The organism is Flavobacterium sp., from assembly GCF_965277525.1.
In the GTDB taxonomy this organism is placed as follows: Bacteria; Bacteroidota; Bacteroidia; order Flavobacteriales; family Flavobacteriaceae; genus Flavobacterium.
The window spans coordinates 1,048,153-1,071,616 of the sequence record NZ_CBDIDC010000002.1; the positions used below are offsets into that span (position 1 = coordinate 1,048,153).

Sequence of the window (23,464 nt, forward strand, 5' to 3'; positions counted from 1 at the left end):
TTTTTAAACGTAAATCGTCACTATTGATCATTTGTATGGCGAATACCACACAAGCTGAATTATTTGACTTATAGTAAAGTTACATAAAAATATGATTTTAAAGAAGAGGATTTTAAATGTATTAAGATTTAAAAACTTTACACCCTGCATACGAACAGTAGCCCGAACGGAGAATGGAAGTAAAAAACATTCTTTACAAAAGAAGCTATTGAAAAACAGGTCTGTAAAATTGTAGTGGAAACTTTGGTTGTATTTCTGTTTTAATGGGTCAAAAACAAATCCTCCATCATTTACTGATGGAGGATTTACACAAATACCGCTTGTTTGGTCTTTAGCGATAACTTTAGTCCGAATTACTGTAAGGAGTACTATAATACCTGTCAATTCAAAAAAAGTAAAATTTATTTTTCTGAAAGTGTTTCAGAAATTTTCTCCCCTAAGACTTTTAGTTTTTCAAAGGTTTCATTAGAAATTAATTCTTTATCAATGCTTACTTTTAATTTTTCTTCCTTTAAGACAAAAGAATAAGCATTTTCGCCATTATTGTCTTTTTTCCATATTTTGGTACCGGCATCAGTTGATAATAAATTGTTATCTAAATTGTCTGATAATAATTTCTCCAGCTTTTTGGTTTTCGAGGTATCAAAACTCGCCAGTAAAGAATAATAATTATCTGAATTAGAAATAGAAACAGATACTGAGGATTTCTTCGTTTTTGTAGGTTTGGAAGAAGCCCTGGCAACCGCTGTTGTATTTCCTGAAGTAGCATCTGACGTTTGTGCCTGAGCTAAAGCGCTGTAAATGAGCATGGCTAAAATTAGAATGATTTTCATAAGTAGAAGTTTTAAATTTTTATTCGTCTTTGCTATTAAATTTAAATCCCAGACCCCTTACGCTGGGAATAGAGATATCCGGATCTTCACTGAAATATTTTCGAAGACGACTGATAAAAACGTCCATGCTTCGCCCGGAAAAGAAGTCGTCATTACCCCAGATTTCTTTCAAAATATATTCACGTTTGACCAGCTTGTTCTTATGGGCGTATAAAAACCGAATCAGGTGCGCTTCTTTTTCGGTAATTCTGTGTATGATCTTTTCATGCGAAAGGGTATAATTATCGCCATCAAAAAGATAGGTACCGATAGGAAATACCATAGCTTCCGGAATATGGGCTGCAACAGGCTTTTGGCTTCGCTTCAAGATGTTTTGAATGCGTAAAATTAATTCTTCGACTTCGAAAGGCTTCACGACATAATCATCAGCACCAAGACGCAGTCCTTTGATTTTGTCTTCTTTAAAGCTTTTCGCCGTTAAGAAGATAAAAGGTGTTTCGGCATAAGTATCAATAATATTCTCAGCCAGGGTAAAGCCATCCATGTGTGGCATCATGACATCCAAAATACAGATATCTGGTTTCGTTTCAGAAAATATTTTCAGGGCTTCCTTACCATCCTTTGCCCACGTTACATTGAAGCCTGAAAATTCAAGATATTGCTTGAGTATGGAAGCATAATCAAAATCATCTTCTGCTAATAAAATATGCTGTTTCATATTGGAATTGTAATGGTGAATATAGATCCTTTGTGCTCTTCACTCTTAAGATTGATGGTTCCTCCATAAGTTTGTACCAACTGTTTAATATAGAATAGTCCAAGACCAAGACCCTTGCTATTGTGAATATTACCTTTTTCTACTCTGTAAAATTTATCAAAAACAGAAGCCTGCTCTCGGGCCGGAATACCTTTTCCATTGTCTTTTACGGAAAGAATAAAGTTTTCGTTTGTTATTCTTAAATCTGTTTCAATTTTATTCGCACCATATTTCACGGCATTGTCTAAAAGATTGATCAAAATCGTATTGAGATGAAAACGATCCATTGAAAGGGTAAAAGCTTCTTTTTGACTTTTGAATTCAATAGTTACATCTGGTTTTGAAAGTTTGAAATCGTCGATCATATCCTTAATTTCTTCACCGGTAACCTGAATGATATCCTTACTGGCAATGGGCATAACAGAAGCTTCTGTTACCTGGCGAAACAATTTTTGCAGTCTTTCGTTTTGCCTTGCAATCATGGCCAGTGTGTTTTTATAATGCTCAGGGCTCATTTGCCCGTCTTTCCGCTGCAATGTTTTGATCGCGATATCCATTGTAGCGAGTGGTGTTTGAAATTCATGGGTAATATTGTTGACAAAGTCCGTCTTGATATCGGCAATTCGCTTTTGGGTAATTAGGTTTTTTAGTGACATATAGTATAAGAAAACAACAAACGCCATCAATACTACTGAAAAGAGTAATAAACCGGTCATTTTAGAAATAATGGTTTGCTGAAGTTCATTAAAACTATAGTAGCGGTTACTTTTTACAATCATAGTAACTTCGTCATCATTATCTTTAGTCTCCCAGCGTCCCATAGAAGAGAGAAATTGGTTCTTTTTTACGGTATCATTGGCAAGAACTAATATTTTTCCTTTAAATAAAGTATCTGTTTTACCATGATTTATCAGCGTAATTGAATTGAGATAAATAGAATAATCAATATTATAATCTTCGGGTTCCGCCATTTTTTTCATATAGGTATTCATAGCCCTGGAAAGCGAATCTTTGTTGGCGCTCAGGTATTTGATAAAATTTTGCTTTGTTACGTCTCCTTTTAGATATTGTTTTGCATATCTTTTCGAACGTAGTGACCAGGTATCGTTCAGTTTCTCCCATTCTTCAGTATCTTCCAGACGGGAGATCTGTTTTTTTATAGCAGTATTGATTTCCTTTTCATTTAATTGATAGGTGTTGTAGATAAAATAGCCTTGTATTGTAGTCAAGGCAATAACTGTAAATATACAGGCACCAATCAAGAGCATTATTTTTCTTTTCATCTGTCTTCAATGTTTTGATCCGCAAAGGAAATCAGTTTGTTTTAGTGAGGCAAAGCTATCGTATTTTAAGCTTTTTCAGATTAAAAATACTGGCGTTAACCCTACGTTAACCAAATTTATACACAATATGTAACAAAAAACCTTGTCCCGGCTGCTATCTCTCTGGCAAAAGTTTTTTTGTGCAGACAATCTGCTTTTCAGCTTCGGGTGTTTAACCCTTCATTAACCCTCTGTTAACCATTTTCGGAAAATGATTTGCAGAGCTTTGCCTCAAATAAATCATCAATGAAAAAATTAATTATGTTACTGTTGTGGGGGACTTTTGCGGGATATTCGCAGGAGGTTTCTCTGTCTGGAAAGGTAGTTGACGGCTCTCATCAAGCCGTACCTTTCGCAGATGCCTTGCTTTTGCAGGCAAATGATTCTGTGAGTTACAAGACAGCGCAGACAAATGAGTCCGGAGAGTTTCGGTTTGCAGGCATCGCAAAAGGCGATTACCTGATCAAAGTGAAAACAATTGGTTTTGAAGAGTATTATAAAAAAATAACGCTTCAAAAAGATACAGTTTTGGGAATAATTCCTTTAAAAGAAATTTCAAACAATCTTGAGGGCGTGACGGTTACTTCAAAAAGACCTATTGTAAAGCGGCTGACAGACAGGCTTGAGTTTGGGGTGGAAAATTCATCGCTTTCTTCAAACAATGCATGGGAGATTCTAAGTAAAACTCCTGGAGTCATGACTGGTTCTGCAGGAGCAATAAGTATCCGCGGCAGCCAGAGCATACTGGTGACTATCAATGACAAGAAGATCTATCTTAGTGGGGAAGAATTAAAGCAGTTTTTAGAAAACACTAGCGGTGAAGAGGTGAAATCGATAGAAGTGATCACCAATCCGCCTGCAAAATATGAAGCCCAGGGAAGCGCCGTTTTGAACATAAAACTAAAAAAGAATCTTTCATTAGGTTACAAAGGTTCTGTCAACACTGCGTATGTACAGTCGATATATCCAAAGGGTATTGCGTCTGTTAATCAGTTTTATAAAGGAGAAAAATTGTCTCTGGAAGAAAGATATGGCTTTGGCTCTGGCGTATATGTCAATGAAGGAACAGATGTTGTACATTATTTAAAAGAAGACGGTTCAATCGATTCCCGCTGGGAAAGCATCATGAGACGTAAGTCAAAATCACTGGCACAACATTCTTACCGCCTTCAGGCATCTTATGAGATTGATTCCCTGAATACGATCTCCGCCGGAGGTACCGGATTAGTAACGCTCAGACAACAGGGAGACTTTACAGTACCAACGTTTATTTATGGTGCCGATGGTGCTCTGGATTCGCTTTATGTAACCCGAAACAACCGTAGAACCCCTTTAAGGAATAATGCTTATAATATGTCTTTCGACCATCTGTTTAGTGGAAAAGAAAAAGTGTCGGTGACAGCAGATTATACAAAATATTGGCGTCAGGAACGTCAGGATATCGCTTCTGCATTTTCACTTCCCCAGGAAGATCCCTATCGCACTACACGATTTATCAGTGATAATGTACAGGATATTCAGCTTTTTTCAGCCCAGGCCGATTATTCGAATGAAATTAATGGTACTCTGGAAGCAGGACTAAAATTTGGAAGTGTAAAAGCCGAAAATAATCTCGATTATAAGGACGAAATAGATGGTAACTTCGTGAACAACCCAGATAGAACGAGCCTTTTTCTTTATGACGAGTCGATAGTAGCGGGTTATACGAGTTACAGCAAAGAATTCGGGAAGTGGAGCCTTAAAGCTGGTTTGCGCGGTGAATATACGAGTCTGGAAGGAAACTCAGTGACTACTTTAGAAATTAATGAGCAGCATTATTTTAAGCTTTTTCCAACATTTTATGGGCTTTACAAGCCGGCAGAAGGTCATGAAATCGGAATTTCTTATGGTAAGCGTATTACGCGGCCGCAATACAGCAGGCTGAATCCATTTCGTTCGTATTATAATTCTTATTCCTATTTTACGGGAGATCCAAAATTGCTGCCTACAATTAGCCACAATCTCAATTTACTGTATACGCTGAAAAATAAATACAATTTTGATCTTTTTTACCGCCTTGAGAAAAATCCTTCGATGGAAATTTCGTATCAGGACTATGAAACCAAGATGTTGGTTTATCATTTTACGAATATTAAAAAAGATTTTGCTTTTGGACTGGAGTTTAACACAAACCTTACTTTGTACGATTTCTGGGAAACTGGAATTCAGGCCGGACTAAGCTATGTCGAAGACCGTTTTCAGGGCAGAGACGGTAATTTATATAAAAACGGAAAGCCTACGTATAATACCAGCATTACGAACCGTTTTGTACTTAACAAAAAGAAAGATCTCAACGCAGAATTGAACTTTCAATACAATTCTTCGTCAGTGCAGGGAACTTTTGTTTACAGTCAGACCTCAAACCTTTCTGCGGCAATCCGCAAAAAAATATGGAAAAGCAATGGCGAAATTTACGCCATCATTTCTGATATCTACCGTGGTGAAAAAGAAAAGGTTGTGACTGATTACGCCAACCAGTACAATTATTTCGAGTCTTATGGCGATACTCAGAGCTTTAGATTGGGATTCCGTTATAATTTTGGAAACCAGCGTTTGGTAAACAAAAAGAAAGAAGGCCAGACCGAAGAACAACGAAGGTTATAACCTGTAAAGGTTGATATTAAATCACAATAGCATATAAATTGCTAAAGTTATTTGATGGTGCTGAAAACCACAATTGATTTAGAGAAATCGAAACGAAATAAAAAAGACAGTTTTAAATTACATATTGATGGATTGCGTAGCTTTGTAGTAAACATTATAAAATTTTTTATCATGCCTATAATTGAACAATCAGAATATAATTTTCCTTCGATTATTCATCGCAACAGGCATATCTCTACTATTTATGCTGCTTTGTTTAAAAAATTTGAAGCTCCTGAATACAAAAGAGAAAAACATGAGTTGAGTGACGGAGATTTTATCAATATTGATTTTATTATAAAGGATCCTAAAAAAGCGGTGATTTTATGTCATGGCCTGGAAGGGGATTCCCGCAGGACTTACAATAATAGTTGCGCGGCTTATTTTCATCAAAAAGGGTTTTCGGTTTTTGCATGGAACAACCGGACTTGTGGAGGAGAAATGAACCGTCTTCCGAGACTTTATCATCACGGTGCGGTTGACGATCTGGATGAGGTGGTTCAGTTTGTTTTACAAAAAGGATTCGAAGATGTTTATTTGATTGGATACTCAATGGGTGGCGTTCAGTTATTGAATTATTTTGGCTGGACAAAAATCGATAAGCGTATAAAGGCAGCGGTATCCATCTCAGTACCAACTCATATCGCAACCAGTGCGGCGGTACTCAAACAAGGTTTTAATCGGGTATATCTAAAGAATTTTACAATTGATATCAAAAAAAAGCTAAAATACAAAGCGGCACAGTTTCCTGATTTTATAAACAGTGATCAGATTGATAAAATTTCTTCTTTTGATGAAGTAGATCATTATTTTACAGCACCGTTGCATGGCTTTGCAAGCCGGGATGACTATTATCAACAGGTTTCTCCGGAATTTTCGCTTAAAAATATTACTACTCCGGTTTTAATTATTAATTCTCTTGACGATCCTTTTTTAGGTGAAAGGTGCTACCCCAGGGCCATAGCGCAAGACAGCGAATATGTTTATCTGGAAACGCCAAAATATGGAGGACACTGCGCTTTTCCATTACGTAATTCAACATATTCGTATGCAGAGAAAAGAGCGTATGCGTTTTTTGAATCCTGCAAACACGACGGGATTTTTAAAGCTTAATAATAAATACGGTTTATTATAGAAGGTTTCGAATTTAATAAACAGAACGTTAGATCATCCTTTTTTGTGCTCAAGCTGTACTTTAAATTTCCCCCAATAGGGATTGTCAGCCATTAGCGAATGTCCAATTACTAAAATATAATTTCCTTTTTGCTTCAGGACCATTTCTAAGTCCATCCCAAAAGGACCGTCTGAATTTTTATCGGGAAAAATAATTTGGTTAAAACGAATGTTTCCTTTGCCTGTAGATGGAATTATCGTTGCTTTTAGTACTGCCGGATCTTCATTTTTAAATTTAACATATATTTTCGAATGAATAGAATCTACGACACCTTCTGCTATAAGCAACCCTTTTTCATTCTTAAAATTCATGAAGATTGTGTCACCTATTTGTTTGTTCTCTTCTTTGTTTTTCTTTGAAACAATTTGATTTGATGGATTGACCTTAACATTTTTGTTTTCTTTTTGCTGACATGAAAAAAAGAAAATTGATACAAAAGGGATTAGAAAAATTTTCATAAACAGTATTTTAGTAAAAACATCTCAAATTTATTCCTTTTTTGAGATGTTTTTTTTACATAATATCACTTGATTTTTATATGATATCCAGAATTTTCATCTTTTCACCTTATCGTTTTTCTCCAGAATATTTTTTAATACTACAATAAATTATACTCCATTAAATAATCGTTTTACTTTTAGTGAGAGATTATAAAATTTAGAAAAAATCAAAACTGTTTTGCTTGGGAATTTCTTGCATGAATTACCTCTTCGGTTCTTGGAACCAGTATTTCTAATCCGAAGCTTACAGCATTAGCCTGTACCTCCTCAATAAACGGCCGGAATTTTTCATTATATTCTTTAAAAGCTTCTTCAAAATTTCCGTTATGATTTTCAAAAGCATCTGCTAAAGCGGCCGCTCCGTTTATCGCCAGCGATCCGCCCATTCCGGCCGCCGGTGATGCACAATAAGCAGCATCGCCTACAAGTGCAACACGGCCTTTTGTCCAGGATGGCATTTTTATCTGGCAAAATTTATCGAAGTAAAAAGTTGTGGAATCCTGTATTTCTTTCAATAATTCGGGCGTTCTCCAGCTTTCTCCCGCGAATTTTTCCAGAATAATATTTCGTTGTTCTTCCTCATTTCGATAATCATAAGGGATTTCTTCTTCAGAACGGAAGCAAAGAATTATATCGGTTTTATTGTTGTAAGCATTCAGCATAACCGCCTTGTTGGGAACATTATACAATTGAGCAGTATCTTCTTTTATTAAAAGCTTGTCGATAATAGTGATCGAAAAATATTGCTTTAAAAAATGCATATAGTCAATTTCAGGGCCAAACCAAAGTCGTCTTACAGCCGAATGGATTCCGTCACAACCCAATACAAGGTCAAAGTTTTTCTGAGAGCCATTTTTAAAAGTAACTTCGACTTCTTCATTTACTTCCTTTAACGCAATAATACTATCGTTGAAAACAAATTCAACATCATTTTTTATAGTATTGTATAAAATCTTCAGCAGTATATCACGTTCAATTTCAGACTCATCTTCACCAATTTGCTCATCTTCGTCATGTGCCATGAAACCTTCGGTATTGTCATCAGCGTTTTTAAATTCTATAATTCTCGGATTCAGCCTGTTTGATTTTATCTGCTCAAAAATACCCATGCGCTTAACAATCTCAACGGTATTGCCAAGTATATCTACAGGAGTGCCACCCATTTTTAAGTCGCTGGCAACTTCAACAATAGTTACTTTACATCCCAATTTGTTCATCCAGTAAGCGGTTGAAAGTCCGGCAAAACTTGCTCCTGACAGGAGTACTTTTTTATTTTTTAATGTTTCCATTTTGTATACGATTTATGTTCAATGCAAAGGAACATTCTAAATCAGTGGTACAAAATAGCCAATCAAAGTAAGTATTGGACTAATCGAGGTTTTTGTTTCTAAAAACTAAAGCAGACATTCCTGTAATCTTCGTAAACAGCCGTGAAAAATAAGCATAGTCATCGTATCCTAAAACCGAAGCAATTTCTTTTACCGATTTATCAGAGTGATAAAGCAGTCGTTTTGCTTCTAAAACTACCCGTTCTTGTATGTGATGCGAAACCGAAAATCCAGTAGCATTTTTGATACATTCGTTTAAGTAAGGAGTCGAAATGTTTAGTTTTTTACTGTAATCGGCCGGACGTTTGAGCGTCGTATAATTTTTTTCTAATAATGTTCTGAAAGTTTTCGTTATCACTTCAAATCTTGAGATTTTATCTGTTGACGAAGCGTTTTTTAAATACTGCGAAATCACTAATGCAACCAGAGCATTACAGCTGTCTTTTAATAACGAATGATATAATTTGTCGCTTTTAAGTTCAGAAAATTGTAAGCCGAGTGATACTGCTTCTGATATGACTGAAAATATTTCTTTTTCTAATGCTAAAGGTTTTACCGGCGTAATTTCTTCCAGCAACTTCAAGTATTCAGCATTCAGGTTTTCATTATTAATGGCCCAACAACTCACGGTCACATTTTCTGTCGTTACGGTATGATGCACCTGATTGGGATGAATATAAATAACAGACGAGGGTTTTATTATATACTTTTCAAAATCAATTTCGATAGCAACAGTTCCTTCTTCAAGCAGAAAAAAAGAATGGCGATCGTGTCGATGTGCCTGATTTTCTTCCTCAAATGAAGCCTTTTCTTCCGTGCTCAAATCGTTAAAATTCAGCCTTTCAATGACAATGCCGGTATGAGCATCTTCTGTCATACGATTTATCGGAATAGATTTGTTTTTTTTAGACATTCGCTGTTAGTTGAGATTGCTAAGTTATTTATTCATTGCTACATACTCACTAGGTGTCATCGAAAAATGTTTTTGAAAGTTGCGGCCAAAACTCGTTTGTGATTTATAACCCACCTTTTCGGCGATTTCGTACATTTTAAAATTCTCATTCAAAAGTAGTTCTGCTGCTCTTTTTAAACGAACAATATTGATGAGTTCATTCGGGCTTAAATTTGAAATATCCTTGATTTTTCGGTACAGGGTCGAACGGCTCATATTCATGATTTCTGCCAGGGATTCTACACTTAGATCGGGATCAGTAATATTTTTTAAAATTTCGTCGTCCAGTTTTTTAAGGAATTTTTCATCTGTTTTATTGTGTGCAATACTTTTAATATGCGAAAGAGGCGAACTCGCATAATAATTCATAATCTGCTTTCTGTTTTCGATTAAGTTATTCGCCTGAACTTTTAAATAATCCATCGAAAAAGGTTTTGCAATATAAGCATCAGCACCGGCGCCAAGGCCATCAATTTGCGATTTCAGCGAGTTTTTAGCGGTCAGCAGGATAACCGGAATATGACTCGTTTCGAGATTGGCCTTGATTTCTTTACACAATGTAATTCCATCCATAACAGGCATCGAAACATCACTTATTACCAACTGAATATTTTCGTTGTGAATGATTTTTAAAGCATTTTCGCCATTATCTGCTTTTAAAACCGTGTAAAGCGAAGACAATTCGGTTGTAATGAAATTCAATAAATCTTCATTGTCTTCTACAATCAAAAGCTGAGGTTTCTCGTGTTTACTTTCGATTTCGATAGGGTCAGATTCGTTATCGATTGCCTCTTTTTCAGGTTCATGGTACAACATAAATTCTTCTTCCTGACGAAGGGGAACAGCAAGTTCAAAAATATTGACTTCTGAATCCGGAATGACCTGTAGGTTTCCGTGATGCAATTGCGTTAGCGAGTGCGCCAGCGAAAGCCCAATTCCGGTTCCTGAAGTTGCATCCATATTATCCACCCTGAAAAACGGTTCGAAAATTTTATCTTTTAAATGAAACGGAATTAAATTGCCGTCATTTTTTACAATCAAAGTCAGTTTCTTTTCGTCCCTGAAAAGTATAATCGAAGCTTTGTCTTTAGCATATTTAATGGCATTGCTCATCAAATTGCTCAGGATTTTTTTGAAAGCTTCCTTATCTACAAAAGCAAAAATATCTTTATCGCCCAGTTCCAGTTCAAATTCAATCCCTCTTTCTTCAATCAATTGACTGAATCTTAAATGAAAATTCCTGACCATTGATGAAATATTGGCCTCAACAAAAGTAAGTTTTAATCCGCCAATTTCTGATTTTCTAAAATCCAGTAATTCGTTTACTAATTTCAATAATCGCGACGTATTCTTTTTCATTATAGAAAGGTTCTGAGGTACTTCGGGAAATTGGTGTTCCATCACCAAAAGTTTTTCTAAAGGCCCTTTTATCAACGTCAATGGCGTTCTGATTTCGTGTGCGACATTGGTAAAAAAGTCAATTTTGGCCTGATAGATTTCTTTCTCTTTTTCGTCGTTGAGGTGTTTTATTTTTCGATTGTTTTTAATCTGCGTTAAGTTTTGTGAGTACCGTATGATATAATAAAACGAGCCGCAAACCAGAAGGAAATAAAAAAAGTAAGCATAAGAACTTGCCCAAAACGGAGGCAGAATCCTGATTTTTAGTTCTACTTCTTTGCTCCAGACACCAAAACTATTCAATGATTTTACTTTAAAAACATAATCGCCCGGTGCCAGTTCTGTAAAGAAAACTTTGTGGTTGCGTTCCAGATAAACCCAGTCATTATTAACGTTTTCAAGTTTGTACCAATATTCGGTAAGTTCCGGTGCGGTATAATTTAAAGAAGCAAATTCGATATTAAATGACGATTGGCGGCTGTTGAGTTCCAGTTCATCAAGATGGGAAATAGATTGTTTTATGGGCGAATCATCTCCATTGGCATCAATATCTTTATTATTAATCTGCAGATTGGTAATAAAAATCGAAGGCGTGTATTTGTTTTTGGTAAAATTCTTTGGGTTGAAACTAATCATTCCGTTAAGGTTTCCAAAATACATATCGCCATTCGTATCTTTAAAAGCCGATGCATAATTAAACTGATCGCTCAATAAACCATTTGCCGTTGTATAAATTTTGATGCTTTTATGGTCCGGTCCAAATTTCACCAAACCCTTAGAAGTGGTCAGCCATAAATTTTTGGCATCATCTTCTAAGATCGAATAAACAACATTGCTGGGGAATCCGTTTTGGGTTGTGAATTTTTTAAAAGTCCTTGTTTTTTTATCCAATAAATCGAGTCCGTTTTCGGTAGCAAACCATAAATTTTTCGAACTGTCTTCAAAAATATAATTGATCGAGTTATTGCTAATGCCATTTGGATTTTTGTAATCATAAATAAAAACCTCTTTCTTTTTGGTTTTAGGATTGTAATAAAACAAACCATCGCGATAACTTCCGGCCCACAAATTTCCGTCGCTGTCTTCTTTATAATTGGTGTAATGTGTGGTTTCGGGAAAGGTTTTTAAGGTTTCGAAATTGTCATGTTGCTCATTATACTTATAAAGCCCCATTGTGGTAATGACAATTAGTTCTTCTCTTTTGGTTTGATAAAAAGAAAAAATAAAATTACTTCGCAAGCCTGACGACGGATTATTGGCACTGTAATGTTTGATAACCGCACCCGTATTTCGATCTAAAACATCCAGTCCGTGCTCAAAAGTGCCCACCCAGATTTTATCTTTTCCCGGCATCAGGGCATGAATGTTATAATACGAAACACTGCTTTTGTTTCCGTTGGGTAAATACGATGTAAACTGCTGCGTTTTGGGATTAAATCGGTTCAATCCGGCATCTTCAGTACCAATCCAGAGATCGCCTTTATCATCTTTATGGATTTCCCTGACAGCACTTCCGCTAATGGAATTTTGTCCTTTTTGCGGAAAGTATTTCTTGAATTGCGTGTATTGTTTTTGATGGTAATTGATACCGCCAAAATAAGTACCTACCCAAATTCCGTTTTCCTTATCAATGGTGATAGAATAAGCCGCATTGTCTGAAATCGCATACGGATCATTGTAATTTTTTTTGAGGTTTACATTTACTTTTGTTTTTAGATTATAGACATAAACGCCGGATTCGCTGGCAATCCAGAGTTCATTATTGTCTTTCTTTTTAAACTGACGTACATAAACCGGGTTTTTGGTCGAAAATTGCAAGCCTGAAGTGCTTTTCCCCGGAATGTTGTAAACCAAAACACCATCGTCCTGCGTCCCAATCGCAATATTATTTTTGTCTAAAGCATAAATAACGGTAATCCTAAAATTGGCGGAACCTGCAGGAGGTGTTATCGGAATGTTTTCAAACGAAAGGCTTTCTTCAGAATAGTGGTAAATCTTATTTAAAGAAGATGCCCAAATTTGTCCCTTTGCATCTCGGGAAATAGAAGTCGCAATAAAATATTTATTCGGATTAAAAGTCTTGGTCTCTTTTTTTACTGTAGCATATTTGTAGAGAATATTCCCGGAGATAAACCAGATATTTCCGTTTTTGTCATGGTTGATGTCATTGATCCTGTCATTAATCGCTTCGTTCAAAACCGTAAACTGATCTGTCTTTTTATTGTATTGGTACAAACCTTTATCCGTACCCACCCAAATTGTGCCATTATATTCATGAAGAGACTGAATATAATTGCTTCCTAAACTATGAAGCGGGTCGCCATTGCTTCGATAGGTTTTAAATCTGTAACCGTCAAACCGGTTCAATCCATCTTTGGTCCCAAACCACATAAAACCATCTTCGTCCTGCAAAGAAGTCAGAACGGTGTTGTTTGAAAGTCCTTCTTCGACCTGAAAATGTTTGAAATAATATTCTTGCGCCTGAATAAAATGTATCGAAAAAATCGAAAAAAATACAATAAGAAAGAATTTACGCATAGTTGTGTTTTTTAGGATAAAACCAGAAGTTATTCAAATCGTGTCAATATTCAACAAAATGTTTCAAACCGCTGTTTATATGTATATTATTATACAATCTGACTCATTTGAGAGAGATATTGACACAAATGAATCATTTTATTTTGGATTAAAATCATCTACTTTGACTTTTTGAATAAATGATATTGATAATTTTTAGGCTGAAAAAATAGGACATCAATAGAATTAACTTTAAAAAATAACGTCATTAATACTTTTGAATTAAAATGAACACATTATTAACAGAGACCAATTTAAAATGGTACGCCGTTCGAATAAAAGACGGTTAAAACTTTACAAATTAAGTACAAAACCAACCAAAAAAGAAAACTATCTAAAATGAAAAATCAATGAAAACAAAGTTCACTCCAATTTTAAAGCAGAGATATTGCCTCTTGTTTTTCTTTAGTTTATTAGTGCAACAAACGTATGCGCAACAGCAAATAACCATAAGCGGAAAAGTAGCCTCAGTAACAGGTGAGCCAATTCCGTTTGCAAATGTTGCCATCAAGAATACCAAAAACGGAGCAGTTACTGATTTCGACGGAACGTATAAAATTGAAGCAGCTTCCAATCAAACGCTGATTTTTAGTTCGCAGGGATATAAAACAACCGAAATCGCAATTAACAATAGAACAACTATAGACGCTTCTTTAGCTGAAGATGCTATGAAACTGGATGAGATTGTGGTTGTAGGTTATGGTTCTCAACAGAAAAAAGACCTTACAGGAGCCGTTTCCCTCGTAAAAGCCGATGAAATCCAAAAACGTCAGGTGACAACTGTTGCAGACGGACTTCAGGGTTTGGTAACTGGTGTAAAAGTGCGTGGAGGCGGCCGCCCGGGACAAGAAGCCAATATCGAAATTCGTGGTTTAAAAAATCTTCAAAGCACCAATCCATTATATGTAATTGATGGTTTGGTGACATCGGCAAACAGGGATTTTAACCCGAATGACATTGAAACGATTCAGGTTTTAAAAGATGCATCTGCCGCAGCAATTTACGGTTCCAGAGCTGCAAATGGTGTTATTATTATTACAACTAAAAAAGGTAAAAAAGGCCCGCTTAAAGTAGAAGCCTCTGCAAAAACAAGTTTTACTTCAATGCCAAGATATAGTTTGATGGGAACAGAAGAGTTCGCAAAATTCAATAATCAGGCGTATGATAATGCAGGAGCGCCAAGACAAAACTTAAATATGGCGGTCGATACAGACTGGCAGGATGTGGTTTTTCAAAACGGAATGATCAATGACTATAATGTGAGTGTTTCCGGAGGAAGTGATAACTCATCGTTTTTTATGTCAGGAAATTATTTTGGAAATAAGGGAACTGTGGTAGGAACTGATTTTGACAGAATCTCATTCAGGGTAAATTCAAGCGGTTCAAAAGGTATTTTCAGTATTGGAGAAAACATTGCCATCAGCAATTCAAAAACCGATGAAATGTCCGGAAACCCAATTATCGATGTATACAGGTTAACCCCAACAATTCCGGTTTACGATGCTTCTAATCCAGGAGGTTACGGTTACGGAAAACAAGGCGTAGCAGATACTTTTGGTACAAACCCTCTTGCGCTTGCTGATTTTGCCAATACGATCAATGAGAATTTTAGAATAAGAGGAAATATCTGGTCAGAACTTAAATTTACTCCGTGGTTAAAGTACCGTTTCAATTTTGGATATGAAACCAGCTTTGACAGTTATAATTTCATGAGAAAATTAGGCAACTGGACCTTAAACCAACCACCTGAAAAATCATTCATCAACCAAAATAAAGGACGATCAGAAACATTGCTTTATGAAAATACGCTGACTTTCAAAAAAGCATTTGGCAAGCATGATTTCACTGTTTTGGTAGGACAAACCTTCCAGAAAGACAATTACAACCAGATTTACGGAACAAAAAGAAACCTTTTAATAAACTCAGGTACAGGATCATATTATGATGTTCTGGATTTAGGAGATTCACCGGAAGTAGGAGGTTTTAGAAACGAAGCTGCTTTGACCTCTTATTTAGGAAGATTAGAGTACAACTATGATAACCGTTATTTACTAAATGCCGTGATCAGACGTGACGGATCTTCAAGATTTAGTGATGACAACAAATGGGGGAACTTTCCATCTGTTTCTGCCGGATGGAGAATCAATAACGAATCTTTCTTTAAATCAGAATTTATTAAAGATTTAAAACTAAGAGCAAGTTACGGAGAACTGGGTTCAGGAAATATAGGCAACTACGAATACAAAAGTTTCATCAATACGTTTGGAACTGTAGTTTTGGGTAACGGACAAGGTTTGTATCCTGCTGCCACTCAGGTAAGATTATCAAATGCACAATTGCGTTGGGAAAAATTAAAACAATCTAATTTTGGATTAGATCTTGGTGTTTTGAACAACGATCTGCGCTTTACAGCAGATTATTTTGTGGCACGTACAGAAGATGTGTTGTTTGGTTTCCCTATTTTATTGACTACCGGTAACGACGGAGGAAACCCGATTTCGAATGCTGCAACGGTAGAAAATAAAGGTCTTGAACTGGAATTGGCATACAGCAAAAAAATCAATGAGTTCTCTTTTAATGCTTCTGTAAACTTTACAAAAGTAAATAATAAGCTGGTTTCACTAGGTAACGGACAAAATCAGAATATTCAGGATAACACCATCACCCGTGCCGGAAATGCGGTAGGAATGTGGTACGTTTTACAAACTGACGGATTATTTCAAAATCAAGCTGAAATTGCCAACTATAAAAATAAAGACGGAAAAGTAATCATGCCCAATGCACAGCCCGGAGATATTCGTTTTAAGGATGTTAACGGCGACGGACAAATTACAAACGAAGACAAAGACATTGTGGGAAGTCCATGGCCGGAATTTGAGATGGGCTTAAATGCAGGAGCAGAATACAAAGGTTTTGATTTTTCGATGAACTGGATTGCATCCCATGGTGCAACAGTTTATGACGGATTTAGAAGCGTAGTGGATCGTTTTGATGATAATAGTAACTACAGAACAGGAATTCAGCCCTGGACTCCGGAAAATCCAAATACCGATTTTCCAAGAATTGTAAAAGGAACGACTTTGAACTCAAGAGGAGATACAGACCGATTCTTAGAAAGCGGTGATTTTATCCGACTAAAATACATCGGATTTGGTTATAACCTACCGGAAAGTGTTTTGAGAAATTCAGGGATTACAAGAGCAAGATTAACGTTATCTGCACAAAATGTGATTACAATTACAAAATACAAAGGTTTAGATCCTGAGTTCAGTAATTCGAATATTTTTCAGAGAGGTGTTGATAATGGGGCTTTCCCAAATTTACAGACGTATTCATTTGGTGTTGAATTTAGCTTCTAATTTTAAAAAAATCGCGTAATGAAAAAAATAATAGTAGTAATAGCAATTTTTTCAGGTCTCTTCTTTACATCATCATGTGAGAATGAATTGAACCTGGACAATCCAAATGCGCTGACTGTAGATCAGTACTGGAAGACCGAAAGTGATGCACAGGCAGGAGTAAACTCCATTTATGCCATGTTTTATAAAGATGGGTTATGGGCAAGATGGATTTATTTTCGCTTAGACCTGACTTCTGATGAAGGATTTAGTAATAGCCCGTGGACAGAATTGGCAGACTGGACCAGATTTAATTACATCAACTACAATTTCTGGGAAGGGCAGGTGGTAACCTGGAGAGATACTTACAAAGCCGTTTTTAGATGCAATCAGGTATTGGCAAATGTGCCAAATATTACTTTTCAAAATGAAGACGACAAAAAGAAGATTATTGCACAGGCCAAATTCTTCAGGGCACTGCATTATTATTATGCCGCTATTCTTTGGGAGAATATTCCAATTGTTTTAACGCCCTCGACACCAGCAGATTTACCGGAACAAAAAAATGTAACCGAAGTTTTTGTGCAGGTAGAAAAAGATCTAAATGAGGCTTTTGAAGATCTGCCTGCTTCATGGTCAGCAGATCAAACCGGAAGACCTGATAAAGGTGCTGCAAAAGCATTTTTGGCAAAAGTGTATATGCAGCAGCACAAATGGACCGAAGCAAAATCTGCTTTAGACTATTTGATAAACGGTGCGGGTGCCAGGTATAATTTGGTGGCAAACTACAGAGACAATTTTACAGATGTAAACGAAAATAACAGCGAATCGGTATTTGAAATTCAGTTTGGAGATCAAAAAAGCGGAGGAACAGATGAAGGCCAAAGCGCAGCAGTTTCCAGCAACCGTGCTCAGTTTTTTGCCCCAAGAGGTATTGGATGGTCAGACGGACAAGCTCGTTTTTGGTTAGTAAATGCCTTTAAACAAGAAAAAAATAAAGCAGGAACCCTTGATACCAGATTAAGATATACATTATACTATCCTCAATTACAAGCCGATTTTGGAGACAAAGTATACGGTAAAAACTGGGAGTGGGGCAATGACGAAGCCTGGTTTAGAAAAGGAAGTCGCGATTATTACAGAAACAACGAAGATTATTACAGTCAGGTCAATTACAGGTTGGTTCGTTATGCTGATATCTTATTGCGTTACGCCGAAGTTTTGAACGAATTGGGAAATACGCAAGACGCTTATCAATATGTTGATTTAGTAAGAGCGCGTGTTAACATGAACACTTTAGCCGTGGCTCATCCTGAAATAGGAAACGATCATGATAAATTTTTAGAAAGATTAAAAACAGAACGCGTTTTAGAATTGGCCGGAGAAAGTGTTCGCTGGGAAGACTTAAAACGTTGGGGAGACTTAAATACACAGGCCTCTGTTGATAAAATTGCACTTCGAGATCCTGATTTCAAAAACTTTGTAGTAGGAAAAAATCAAAGATTGCCAATTCCGCAAGTTGAGGTTGAAAATAATCCGAACTTAAAACAACACGCTGAATATTAAAATAGTTTAAAGGGAATCAGAACATAAAAATCTGATTCCCTTATAAAAAGAACGATCGTTCATAATAACAAAATTTATAATGAAAAAAGTAAAATTGTGCCTGACAGTAATGTTGGCAGGACTGGTATTGCTTAGCTGCAACAACAAAAAGAATACTACCGACGAAAATAAAAATGAAACAACTGCAATCGAAAAAAGAGAAATCTGGACAAAAGATCAGGCCTATACATGGTATGCAGAACAGCCTTGGTTAGTAGGGGCAAATTATTATCCCAGCACAGCTATAAATCAGTTAGAGATGTGGCAGGAAGATACATTTGATCCCAAAAGAATCGATCAGGAATTAGGCTGGGCAGAAGATTTAGGCATGAATGTAATGCGTGTGTACCTGCACGATTTATTACACCAGCAAGATGCAGAAGGGCTTTACAAACGCATGGATCAATTTCTGGAAATTGCAGATAAACATCATATCAAAACACTATTTGTTTTATTTGATTCTTGTTGGGATCCTTTTCCTGCCTTAGGAAAACAACGTGCCCCAAAACCATTTACACATAATTCAGGATGGGTACAAAGTCCGGGACAGAAAGCGTTGCAGGATAAAACGCAATATCCACATTTAGAAAAATATGTAAAAGAAACTGTTGCTAAGTTCAAAGATGACAAACGCATTCTGGGCTGGGATGTATGGAACGAACCGGATAATATGACCGGACCATCGTATGAAAAAATCGAAATCAAAAACAAAATCGATTTGATTTTGCCGCTATTAAAAGATGTTTTTGTGTGGGCAAGAGAAAGCAATCCTTCACAACCTTTAACTTCTGGAGTTTGGGTAGGAGACTGGAGCGATGAAGCGAAGATGAAACCAATGCACAAAATGCAAATCGAACAATCTGATGTAGTTTCTTTTCATAACTATAATACACCTGCTGATTTCGAAAAAGTGATCCAACAATTGCAGCGCTACGGAAAACCGCTATTGTGTACAGAATATATGGCACGACCAAACGGAAGCACTTTTGAAGGGTTTTTACCAATTGCAAAAAAATACAATGTTGGCATGATCAACTGGGGTTTTGTTGACGGAAAAACACAAACCAAATATGCCTGGGACAGCTGGACGAAAAAATACGATTCAGAGGCAAAACTTTGGTTTCACGAAGTACTTAAAAACGACGGAACACCTTACATAAAAGCTGAAACAGATTTGATTAAAAAGATGACGTCTGAGGCGAATAAAAAGAATTAGATAATTTGTCAATTTGATAATTAGATAATTTTTTGCCAAAGATTGCGCAGATTAAATAGAAAAAAATAGCCACGAGCGAGCGATAACGAACAGGCGAAGCAATTCAAATATGATTGTGCAGAATGGATTGAAAATTCGTGAATTCGTGGCGAAAAAAAAGCATTTTCAATTATCAAATTTATCAAATTGACTAATTGCCACATTAAACTACAAACCGATGAATATGAAAAAATACCTCTTATTTCTATCAGTAATTCTAGTGGGATTTTCTGCAAATGCACAACAGCCGGATCCTCCGGGACAAGTAAAAGGAAATGAAAAAGCAAAAAATGAAGCCTATCTTTTTGCGCACATGACGCACAACGATTACGGAAGATTGTATTATTCCGTGAGTCTTGATGGTTTGCATTGGGAAAATTTAAACAGCGGAAAAAGAGTTTTTGAAGATTATAAAGGACATCCCGATATCTGCAAAGGTCCGGACGGGAAATACTACATCGCAGGAAATACAGGCGACGATGCCAAAACAATCAACATTTGGGTCTCGGATGATTTAATCAGCTGGAAAAAACATTCTGATTACACGCCGGATTTAAAAAGCACACCCGATTATTCGAATGCTTTACAGCGAATTGGAGCCCCAAAACTGTATTACGATAAAGATTCAGAAAAGTTTATCATGACCTGGCATACGCCGCATCTTGATGGCACAAAAGAAGATCCTGAACGTTATTGGGCAAGTCAGCGAACTTTGTATGTTTTGTCTAAAGACCTAAAAACTTTTGAAGGAACACCAAAACGTTTATTCGATTGGGATATGGGAACCATAGATGTTTTCATCCGTAAGGTTGGCGATTCCTACTACGCCGTAATAAAAGACGAAACCTATCCAACTTTATATTGGACAACCGGAAAAACCATCCGAATTGCGAAATCAAAATCACTTTTAGGACCTTATTCTTTGCCCCAGCAATCGATCAGTCCGAACTTTAGAGAAGCCCCAATGTTGATTCCTTCTCCAGATGATAAAATATGGTACATGTATTACGAACAATATCCGGGAGTTTCCTACGGGTTATCTATTGCAGATAATCTCAACGGACCTTGGTTCCAAGCCTCAGGTTACACCTTTTTTGCCGATTGGGACAAATACAGTTTCCCTGAAAAAGTGCGTCATGGATGTATGATCACCATTTCAAAAAAAGAATATGACGGTTTGGTGAAGAAATTTGGTTTAGTGAAAGATGTTAGAAGTAAAATGTAAAAAGTAAAAAGTAAAAAGTAAAAAGTAAAAAGTAAAGATGTAAAAAGTGATATGTAAAAAGTGATATGTAAAATGTAAAAAGGGAAAATTTTATCGTTACCAGAGATCTTACATTTCACATTTCACATTTCACATCTCACATTTCTCATTTCTCATTTCTCATTTCTCATTCCACATTTCACATTCCACATTTCACATTTCACATTTCACATTTCACAAAATAAAAAAATGGTTAGTTAAGTTAGTGTTTGAAATTACCAGGCTATGTGGATATAGTCTGGTAATTTATTTAGAAAAGAAGAAAATGAAATAGCAATAATTTTAAGAAAAATTGCATAAAACAAGATATAATGAATAAAAAAACAACTGTTTTACTGACGCTTTTTTTAAGCTGTCTGGTTCATGCACAATGGAAACCTCAGGGAGACAAAATCAAAACAAAATGGGCAAGTCAGGTCGATCCTGCCAAAACATTACCAGAATATCCCCGTCCGATTATGGAGCGCAGCCAATGGAAAAATCTGAATGGTTTATGGAATTACGCCATTCAGGAATTTGGAAAAACAGCACCTTCAAAATATGACGGGCAAATTCTGGTTCCGTTTGCGGTTGAATCTAGTTTATCCGGTGTGATGAAAGAAGTTAGGGCAAAAAATGAACTTTGGTATGAAACTAATTTTTCGATTGAATCCAACTGGAATAATAAAAATATTCTGCTGCATTTTGGCGCTGTAGACTGGAAAACAGAAGTTTTTATAAACGATATAAAAGTGGGTTCGCATACTGGTGGTTATACACCATTTTCATTTGATATTACGCCTTTTATCCAAAAAGGAAAAAATCAAAAGCTGGTCGTAAAAGTTTGGGATCCGTCCAATGACGGACCACAGCCAAGAGGGAAACAAGTTAAAAATCCGGAAGGGATCTGGTACACGCCTGTTACCGGAATCTGGCAGACGGTTTGGATAGAGCCGGTAAATGCTAAAAGCATTACAGCATTAAAAACGACCCCTAATTTTGATCAGAATACCATAAGTATTAAAACCGATGTTGCGGGCGCAGCAACCGGAGATGTAGTCGAAATATCAGTTTTTGACGGAGGAAAAGAAGTTGCCAAAGAAAAAACGGTTGTTGGTGAAAGCAATGATATTGTATTAAATAACCCAAAATTATGGTCGCCTGAAAATCCGTTTTTATATCAGACAAAAATTCGCTTAATCAGCAAGAATAAAGTGGTTGACGAAGTGAAAAGTTATTTTGCCATGCGAAAAATTGCATCAAAAAGAGACGAAAACGGCATCGTGAGAATGCAGTTAAATGACAAAGATTACTTTCAGTTTGGTCCTCTGGATCAAGGCTGGTGGCCAGACGGATTATATACGGCGCCAACAGATGAAGCTTTGAAATATGATATTATTAAAACAAAAGAATTAGGTTTTAATATGATTCGCAAACACGTAAAAGTAGAGCCGGAACGCTGGTACACACATTGCGATCAGTTGGGGATTTTAGTTTGGCAGGACATGCCAAGTGGAGATGAACAGCCGCTTTGGCAAAACAGAAAATATTTTGAAGGAACTGAATTACAACGTTCTGCAAAATCAGAAGAAATTTACCGAAAAGAATGGAGAGAAATAATGGATCATTTGTATTCGTATCCAAGTATTGTCGTTTGGGTTCCGTTTAACGAAGCCTGGGGACAATTTAAAACGGTAGAAATAACCGAATGGACAAAGCAACACGACCCAAGCCGATTGACGAATTCATCCAGCGGTGGAAATCATTTTCAAACCGGAGATATTCTCGATTTACACAATTATCCGGGACCGGAAATGTATTTGTACGATGCCAGAAGAGTTACTGTTCTGGGAGAATATGGAGGAATTGGTTTACCGTTAGAAGGCCATTTATGGAGAGCAAATGACAATTGGGGTTATGTTAAATTCAAAAATGAAAGTGAAGTAACAGCCGAGTATATCAAATATGCCCAAATCCTGAAAAATTATGTCAAAACCGGATTTTCGGCAGCAGTTTATACACAAACAACAGATGTTGAAGGCGAAGTAAACGGTTTCATGACCTACGACAGAAAAGTAGATAAAATGGATTTTAAAGCTGTAAATAAAATGAATACAGAAGTGATTGATGCTTTGAATAATAAATAAGAGTTTTCTAGCCTGAAGCAACTTTGACAAAGTTTACTTGAGAAGAGTAAATAACTGTTTGAACACATAGAAACATAGGTTTTAGAATCGAAAAGAGAAGGTAAAAGAAAACAAGTTTCTAAACATAGCCCGAAGTTTCAACTTTGGGTGGTAAAGATTCATGATTTCGACGTAGAGAACTTTGTCAAAGTTTATTGACATCCCGGGGAGAGAGGTATCTCGCAAGAAACTAACGCAAAGTTTATTTAGATTGTCGAGCTACTTACGGAGATCCCTCGTTCCTCGGGATGACAATGATTGTGGTTACTTTGCTAGAAATTTTCTACGCAGACAGCTTTGTCAAAGTTTTAAAG

Annotated in this window: 14 protein-coding genes; 7 read left to right on the forward strand and 7 right to left on the reverse strand. The window is 36.4% G+C overall.

Annotated features, from left to right (window positions below; all coding sequences use genetic code 11):
* Positions 1 to 401: 401 nt before the first annotated feature.
* Genes ACQY44_RS06510 through ACQY44_RS06520 form a run of 3 tightly spaced genes read right to left on the reverse strand, consistent with a single transcriptional unit; the run spans position 402 to position 2,873 of the window.
* Positions 402 to 833 carry a hypothetical protein gene (locus ACQY44_RS06510; protein ID WP_428229588.1) on the reverse strand — a complete coding sequence of 144 codons (432 nt, stop codon included), beginning with the start codon at positions 831 to 833 and terminating at the stop codon, positions 402 to 404.
* Positions 834 to 852: 19 nt separating this feature from the next.
* Complete coding sequence (locus ACQY44_RS06515; protein WP_428229589.1) at positions 853 to 1,551, reverse strand: response regulator transcription factor; 699 nt, start codon at positions 1,549 to 1,551, stop codon at positions 853 to 855.
* On the reverse strand, positions 1,548 to 2,873 hold the full coding sequence (locus ACQY44_RS06520) for a sensor histidine kinase (protein WP_428229590.1): 1,326 nt from the start codon (positions 2,871 to 2,873) through the stop codon (positions 1,548 to 1,550). The genes ACQY44_RS06515 and ACQY44_RS06520 overlap by 4 nt, the downstream gene beginning before the upstream one ends.
* Before the next feature lie 285 nt (positions 2,874 to 3,158).
* Here ACQY44_RS06520 and ACQY44_RS06525 point away from each other — a divergent pair, with 285 nt between their 5' ends.
* Together ACQY44_RS06525 and ACQY44_RS06530 are read left to right on the forward strand one after the other, a co-directional pair.
* Positions 3,159 to 5,555 carry an outer membrane beta-barrel family protein gene (locus ACQY44_RS06525; protein WP_428229591.1) on the forward strand — a complete coding sequence of 799 codons (2,397 nt, stop codon included), beginning with the start codon at positions 3,159 to 3,161 and terminating at the stop codon, positions 5,553 to 5,555.
* A 171-nt stretch (positions 5,556 to 5,726) separates the two neighbouring features.
* Positions 5,727 to 6,707, forward strand: coding sequence for a YheT family hydrolase (locus tag ACQY44_RS06530; RefSeq protein WP_428229592.1), 981 nt, complete (start codon positions 5,727 to 5,729; stop codon positions 6,705 to 6,707).
* A 54-nt stretch (positions 6,708 to 6,761) separates the two neighbouring features.
* On the opposite strand, the gene ACQY44_RS06535 is transcribed toward ACQY44_RS06530, so the two are convergent.
* The 4 genes from ACQY44_RS06535 to ACQY44_RS06550 all read right to left on the reverse strand — a co-directional run bounded on the left by ACQY44_RS06535 (position 6,762) and on the right by ACQY44_RS06550 (position 13,484).
* Positions 6,762 to 7,226: a hypothetical protein gene (locus ACQY44_RS06535; RefSeq protein WP_428229593.1), complete on the reverse strand. Its 465-nt coding sequence runs from the start codon at positions 7,224 to 7,226 to the stop codon at positions 6,762 to 6,764.
* A 209-nt stretch (positions 7,227 to 7,435) separates the two neighbouring features.
* Positions 7,436 to 8,557 (reverse strand): FAD-dependent monooxygenase, encoded by a 1,122-nt coding sequence (locus ACQY44_RS06540; RefSeq protein WP_428229594.1) that lies wholly within the window; start codon positions 8,555 to 8,557, stop codon positions 7,436 to 7,438.
* Positions 8,558 to 8,636: 79 nt separating this feature from the next.
* On the reverse strand, positions 8,637 to 9,509 hold the full coding sequence (locus ACQY44_RS06545) for a helix-turn-helix domain-containing protein (RefSeq protein ID WP_428229595.1): 873 nt from the start codon (positions 9,507 to 9,509) through the stop codon (positions 8,637 to 8,639).
* Between the two features lie 24 nt (positions 9,510 to 9,533).
* On the reverse strand, positions 9,534 to 13,484 hold the full coding sequence (locus ACQY44_RS06550) for a hybrid sensor histidine kinase/response regulator transcription factor (protein WP_428229596.1): 3,951 nt from the start codon (positions 13,482 to 13,484) through the stop codon (positions 9,534 to 9,536).
* Positions 13,485 to 13,873: 389 nt separating this feature from the next.
* On the opposite strand from ACQY44_RS06550, the gene ACQY44_RS06555 reads away from it, so the two are divergent.
* The 5 genes from ACQY44_RS06555 to ACQY44_RS06575 all read left to right on the forward strand — a co-directional run bounded on the left by ACQY44_RS06555 (position 13,874) and on the right by ACQY44_RS06575 (position 23,111).
* Positions 13,874 to 16,882 (forward strand): SusC/RagA family TonB-linked outer membrane protein, encoded by a 3,009-nt coding sequence (locus ACQY44_RS06555; protein ID WP_428229597.1) that lies wholly within the window; start codon positions 13,874 to 13,876, stop codon positions 16,880 to 16,882.
* A gap of 18 nt (positions 16,883 to 16,900) precedes the next feature.
* The gene (locus ACQY44_RS06560; protein WP_428229598.1) at positions 16,901 to 18,427 is read left to right on the forward strand and encodes a RagB/SusD family nutrient uptake outer membrane protein; all 1,527 of its coding nucleotides are present in this window, start codon (positions 16,901 to 16,903) and stop codon (positions 18,425 to 18,427) included.
* Positions 18,428 to 18,506: 79 nt separating this feature from the next.
* A complete protein-coding gene (locus ACQY44_RS06565; protein WP_428229599.1) occupies positions 18,507 to 19,682 on the forward strand; it encodes a 1,4-beta-xylanase in 1,176 nt (391 codons plus the stop codon).
* A gap of 223 nt (positions 19,683 to 19,905) precedes the next feature.
* Positions 19,906 to 20,946, forward strand: coding sequence for a glycoside hydrolase family 43 protein (locus ACQY44_RS06570; protein WP_428229600.1), 1,041 nt, complete (start codon positions 19,906 to 19,908; stop codon positions 20,944 to 20,946).
* Positions 20,947 to 21,296: 350 nt separating this feature from the next.
* Entirely contained in the window at positions 21,297 to 23,111 is a 1,815-nt protein-coding gene (locus tag ACQY44_RS06575) for a glycoside hydrolase family 2 protein (protein ID WP_428229601.1), read from the forward strand.
* Positions 23,112 to 23,464 lie beyond the last annotated feature (353 nt).

Bases quoted from the DNA above. Each gene is read 5' to 3' on its own strand.
- ACQY44_RS06510 (WP_428229588.1), bottom strand. From the start codon at position 833: ATGAAAATCATTCTAATTTTAGCCATGCTCATTTACAGCGCTTTAGCT.
- ACQY44_RS06515 (WP_428229589.1), bottom strand. From the start codon at position 1,551: ATGAAACAGCATATTTTATTAGCAGAAGATGATTTTGATTATGCTTCC.
- ACQY44_RS06520 (WP_428229590.1), bottom strand. From the start codon at position 2,873: ATGAAAAGAAAAATAATGCTCTTGATTGGTGCCTGTATATTTACAGTT.
- ACQY44_RS06525 (WP_428229591.1), top strand. From the start codon at position 3,159: ATGAAAAAATTAATTATGTTACTGTTGTGGGGGACTTTTGCGGGATAT.
- ACQY44_RS06530 (WP_428229592.1), top strand. From the start codon at position 5,727: ATGCCTATAATTGAACAATCAGAATATAATTTTCCTTCGATTATTCAT.
- ACQY44_RS06535 (WP_428229593.1), bottom strand. From the start codon at position 7,226: ATGAAAATTTTTCTAATCCCTTTTGTATCAATTTTCTTTTTTTCATGT.
- ACQY44_RS06540 (WP_428229594.1), bottom strand. From the start codon at position 8,557: ATGGAAACATTAAAAAATAAAAAAGTACTCCTGTCAGGAGCAAGTTTT.
- ACQY44_RS06545 (WP_428229595.1), bottom strand. From the start codon at position 9,509: ATGTCTAAAAAAAACAAATCTATTCCGATAAATCGTATGACAGAAGAT.
- ACQY44_RS06550 (WP_428229596.1), bottom strand. From the start codon at position 13,484: ATGCGTAAATTCTTTCTTATTGTATTTTTTTCGATTTTTTCGATACAT.
- ACQY44_RS06555 (WP_428229597.1), top strand. From the start codon at position 13,874: ATGAAAACAAAGTTCACTCCAATTTTAAAGCAGAGATATTGCCTCTTG.
- ACQY44_RS06560 (WP_428229598.1), top strand. From the start codon at position 16,901: ATGAAAAAAATAATAGTAGTAATAGCAATTTTTTCAGGTCTCTTCTTT.
- ACQY44_RS06565 (WP_428229599.1), top strand. From the start codon at position 18,507: ATGAAAAAAGTAAAATTGTGCCTGACAGTAATGTTGGCAGGACTGGTA.
- ACQY44_RS06570 (WP_428229600.1), top strand. From the start codon at position 19,906: ATGAAAAAATACCTCTTATTTCTATCAGTAATTCTAGTGGGATTTTCT.
- ACQY44_RS06575 (WP_428229601.1), top strand. From the start codon at position 21,297: ATGAATAAAAAAACAACTGTTTTACTGACGCTTTTTTTAAGCTGTCTG.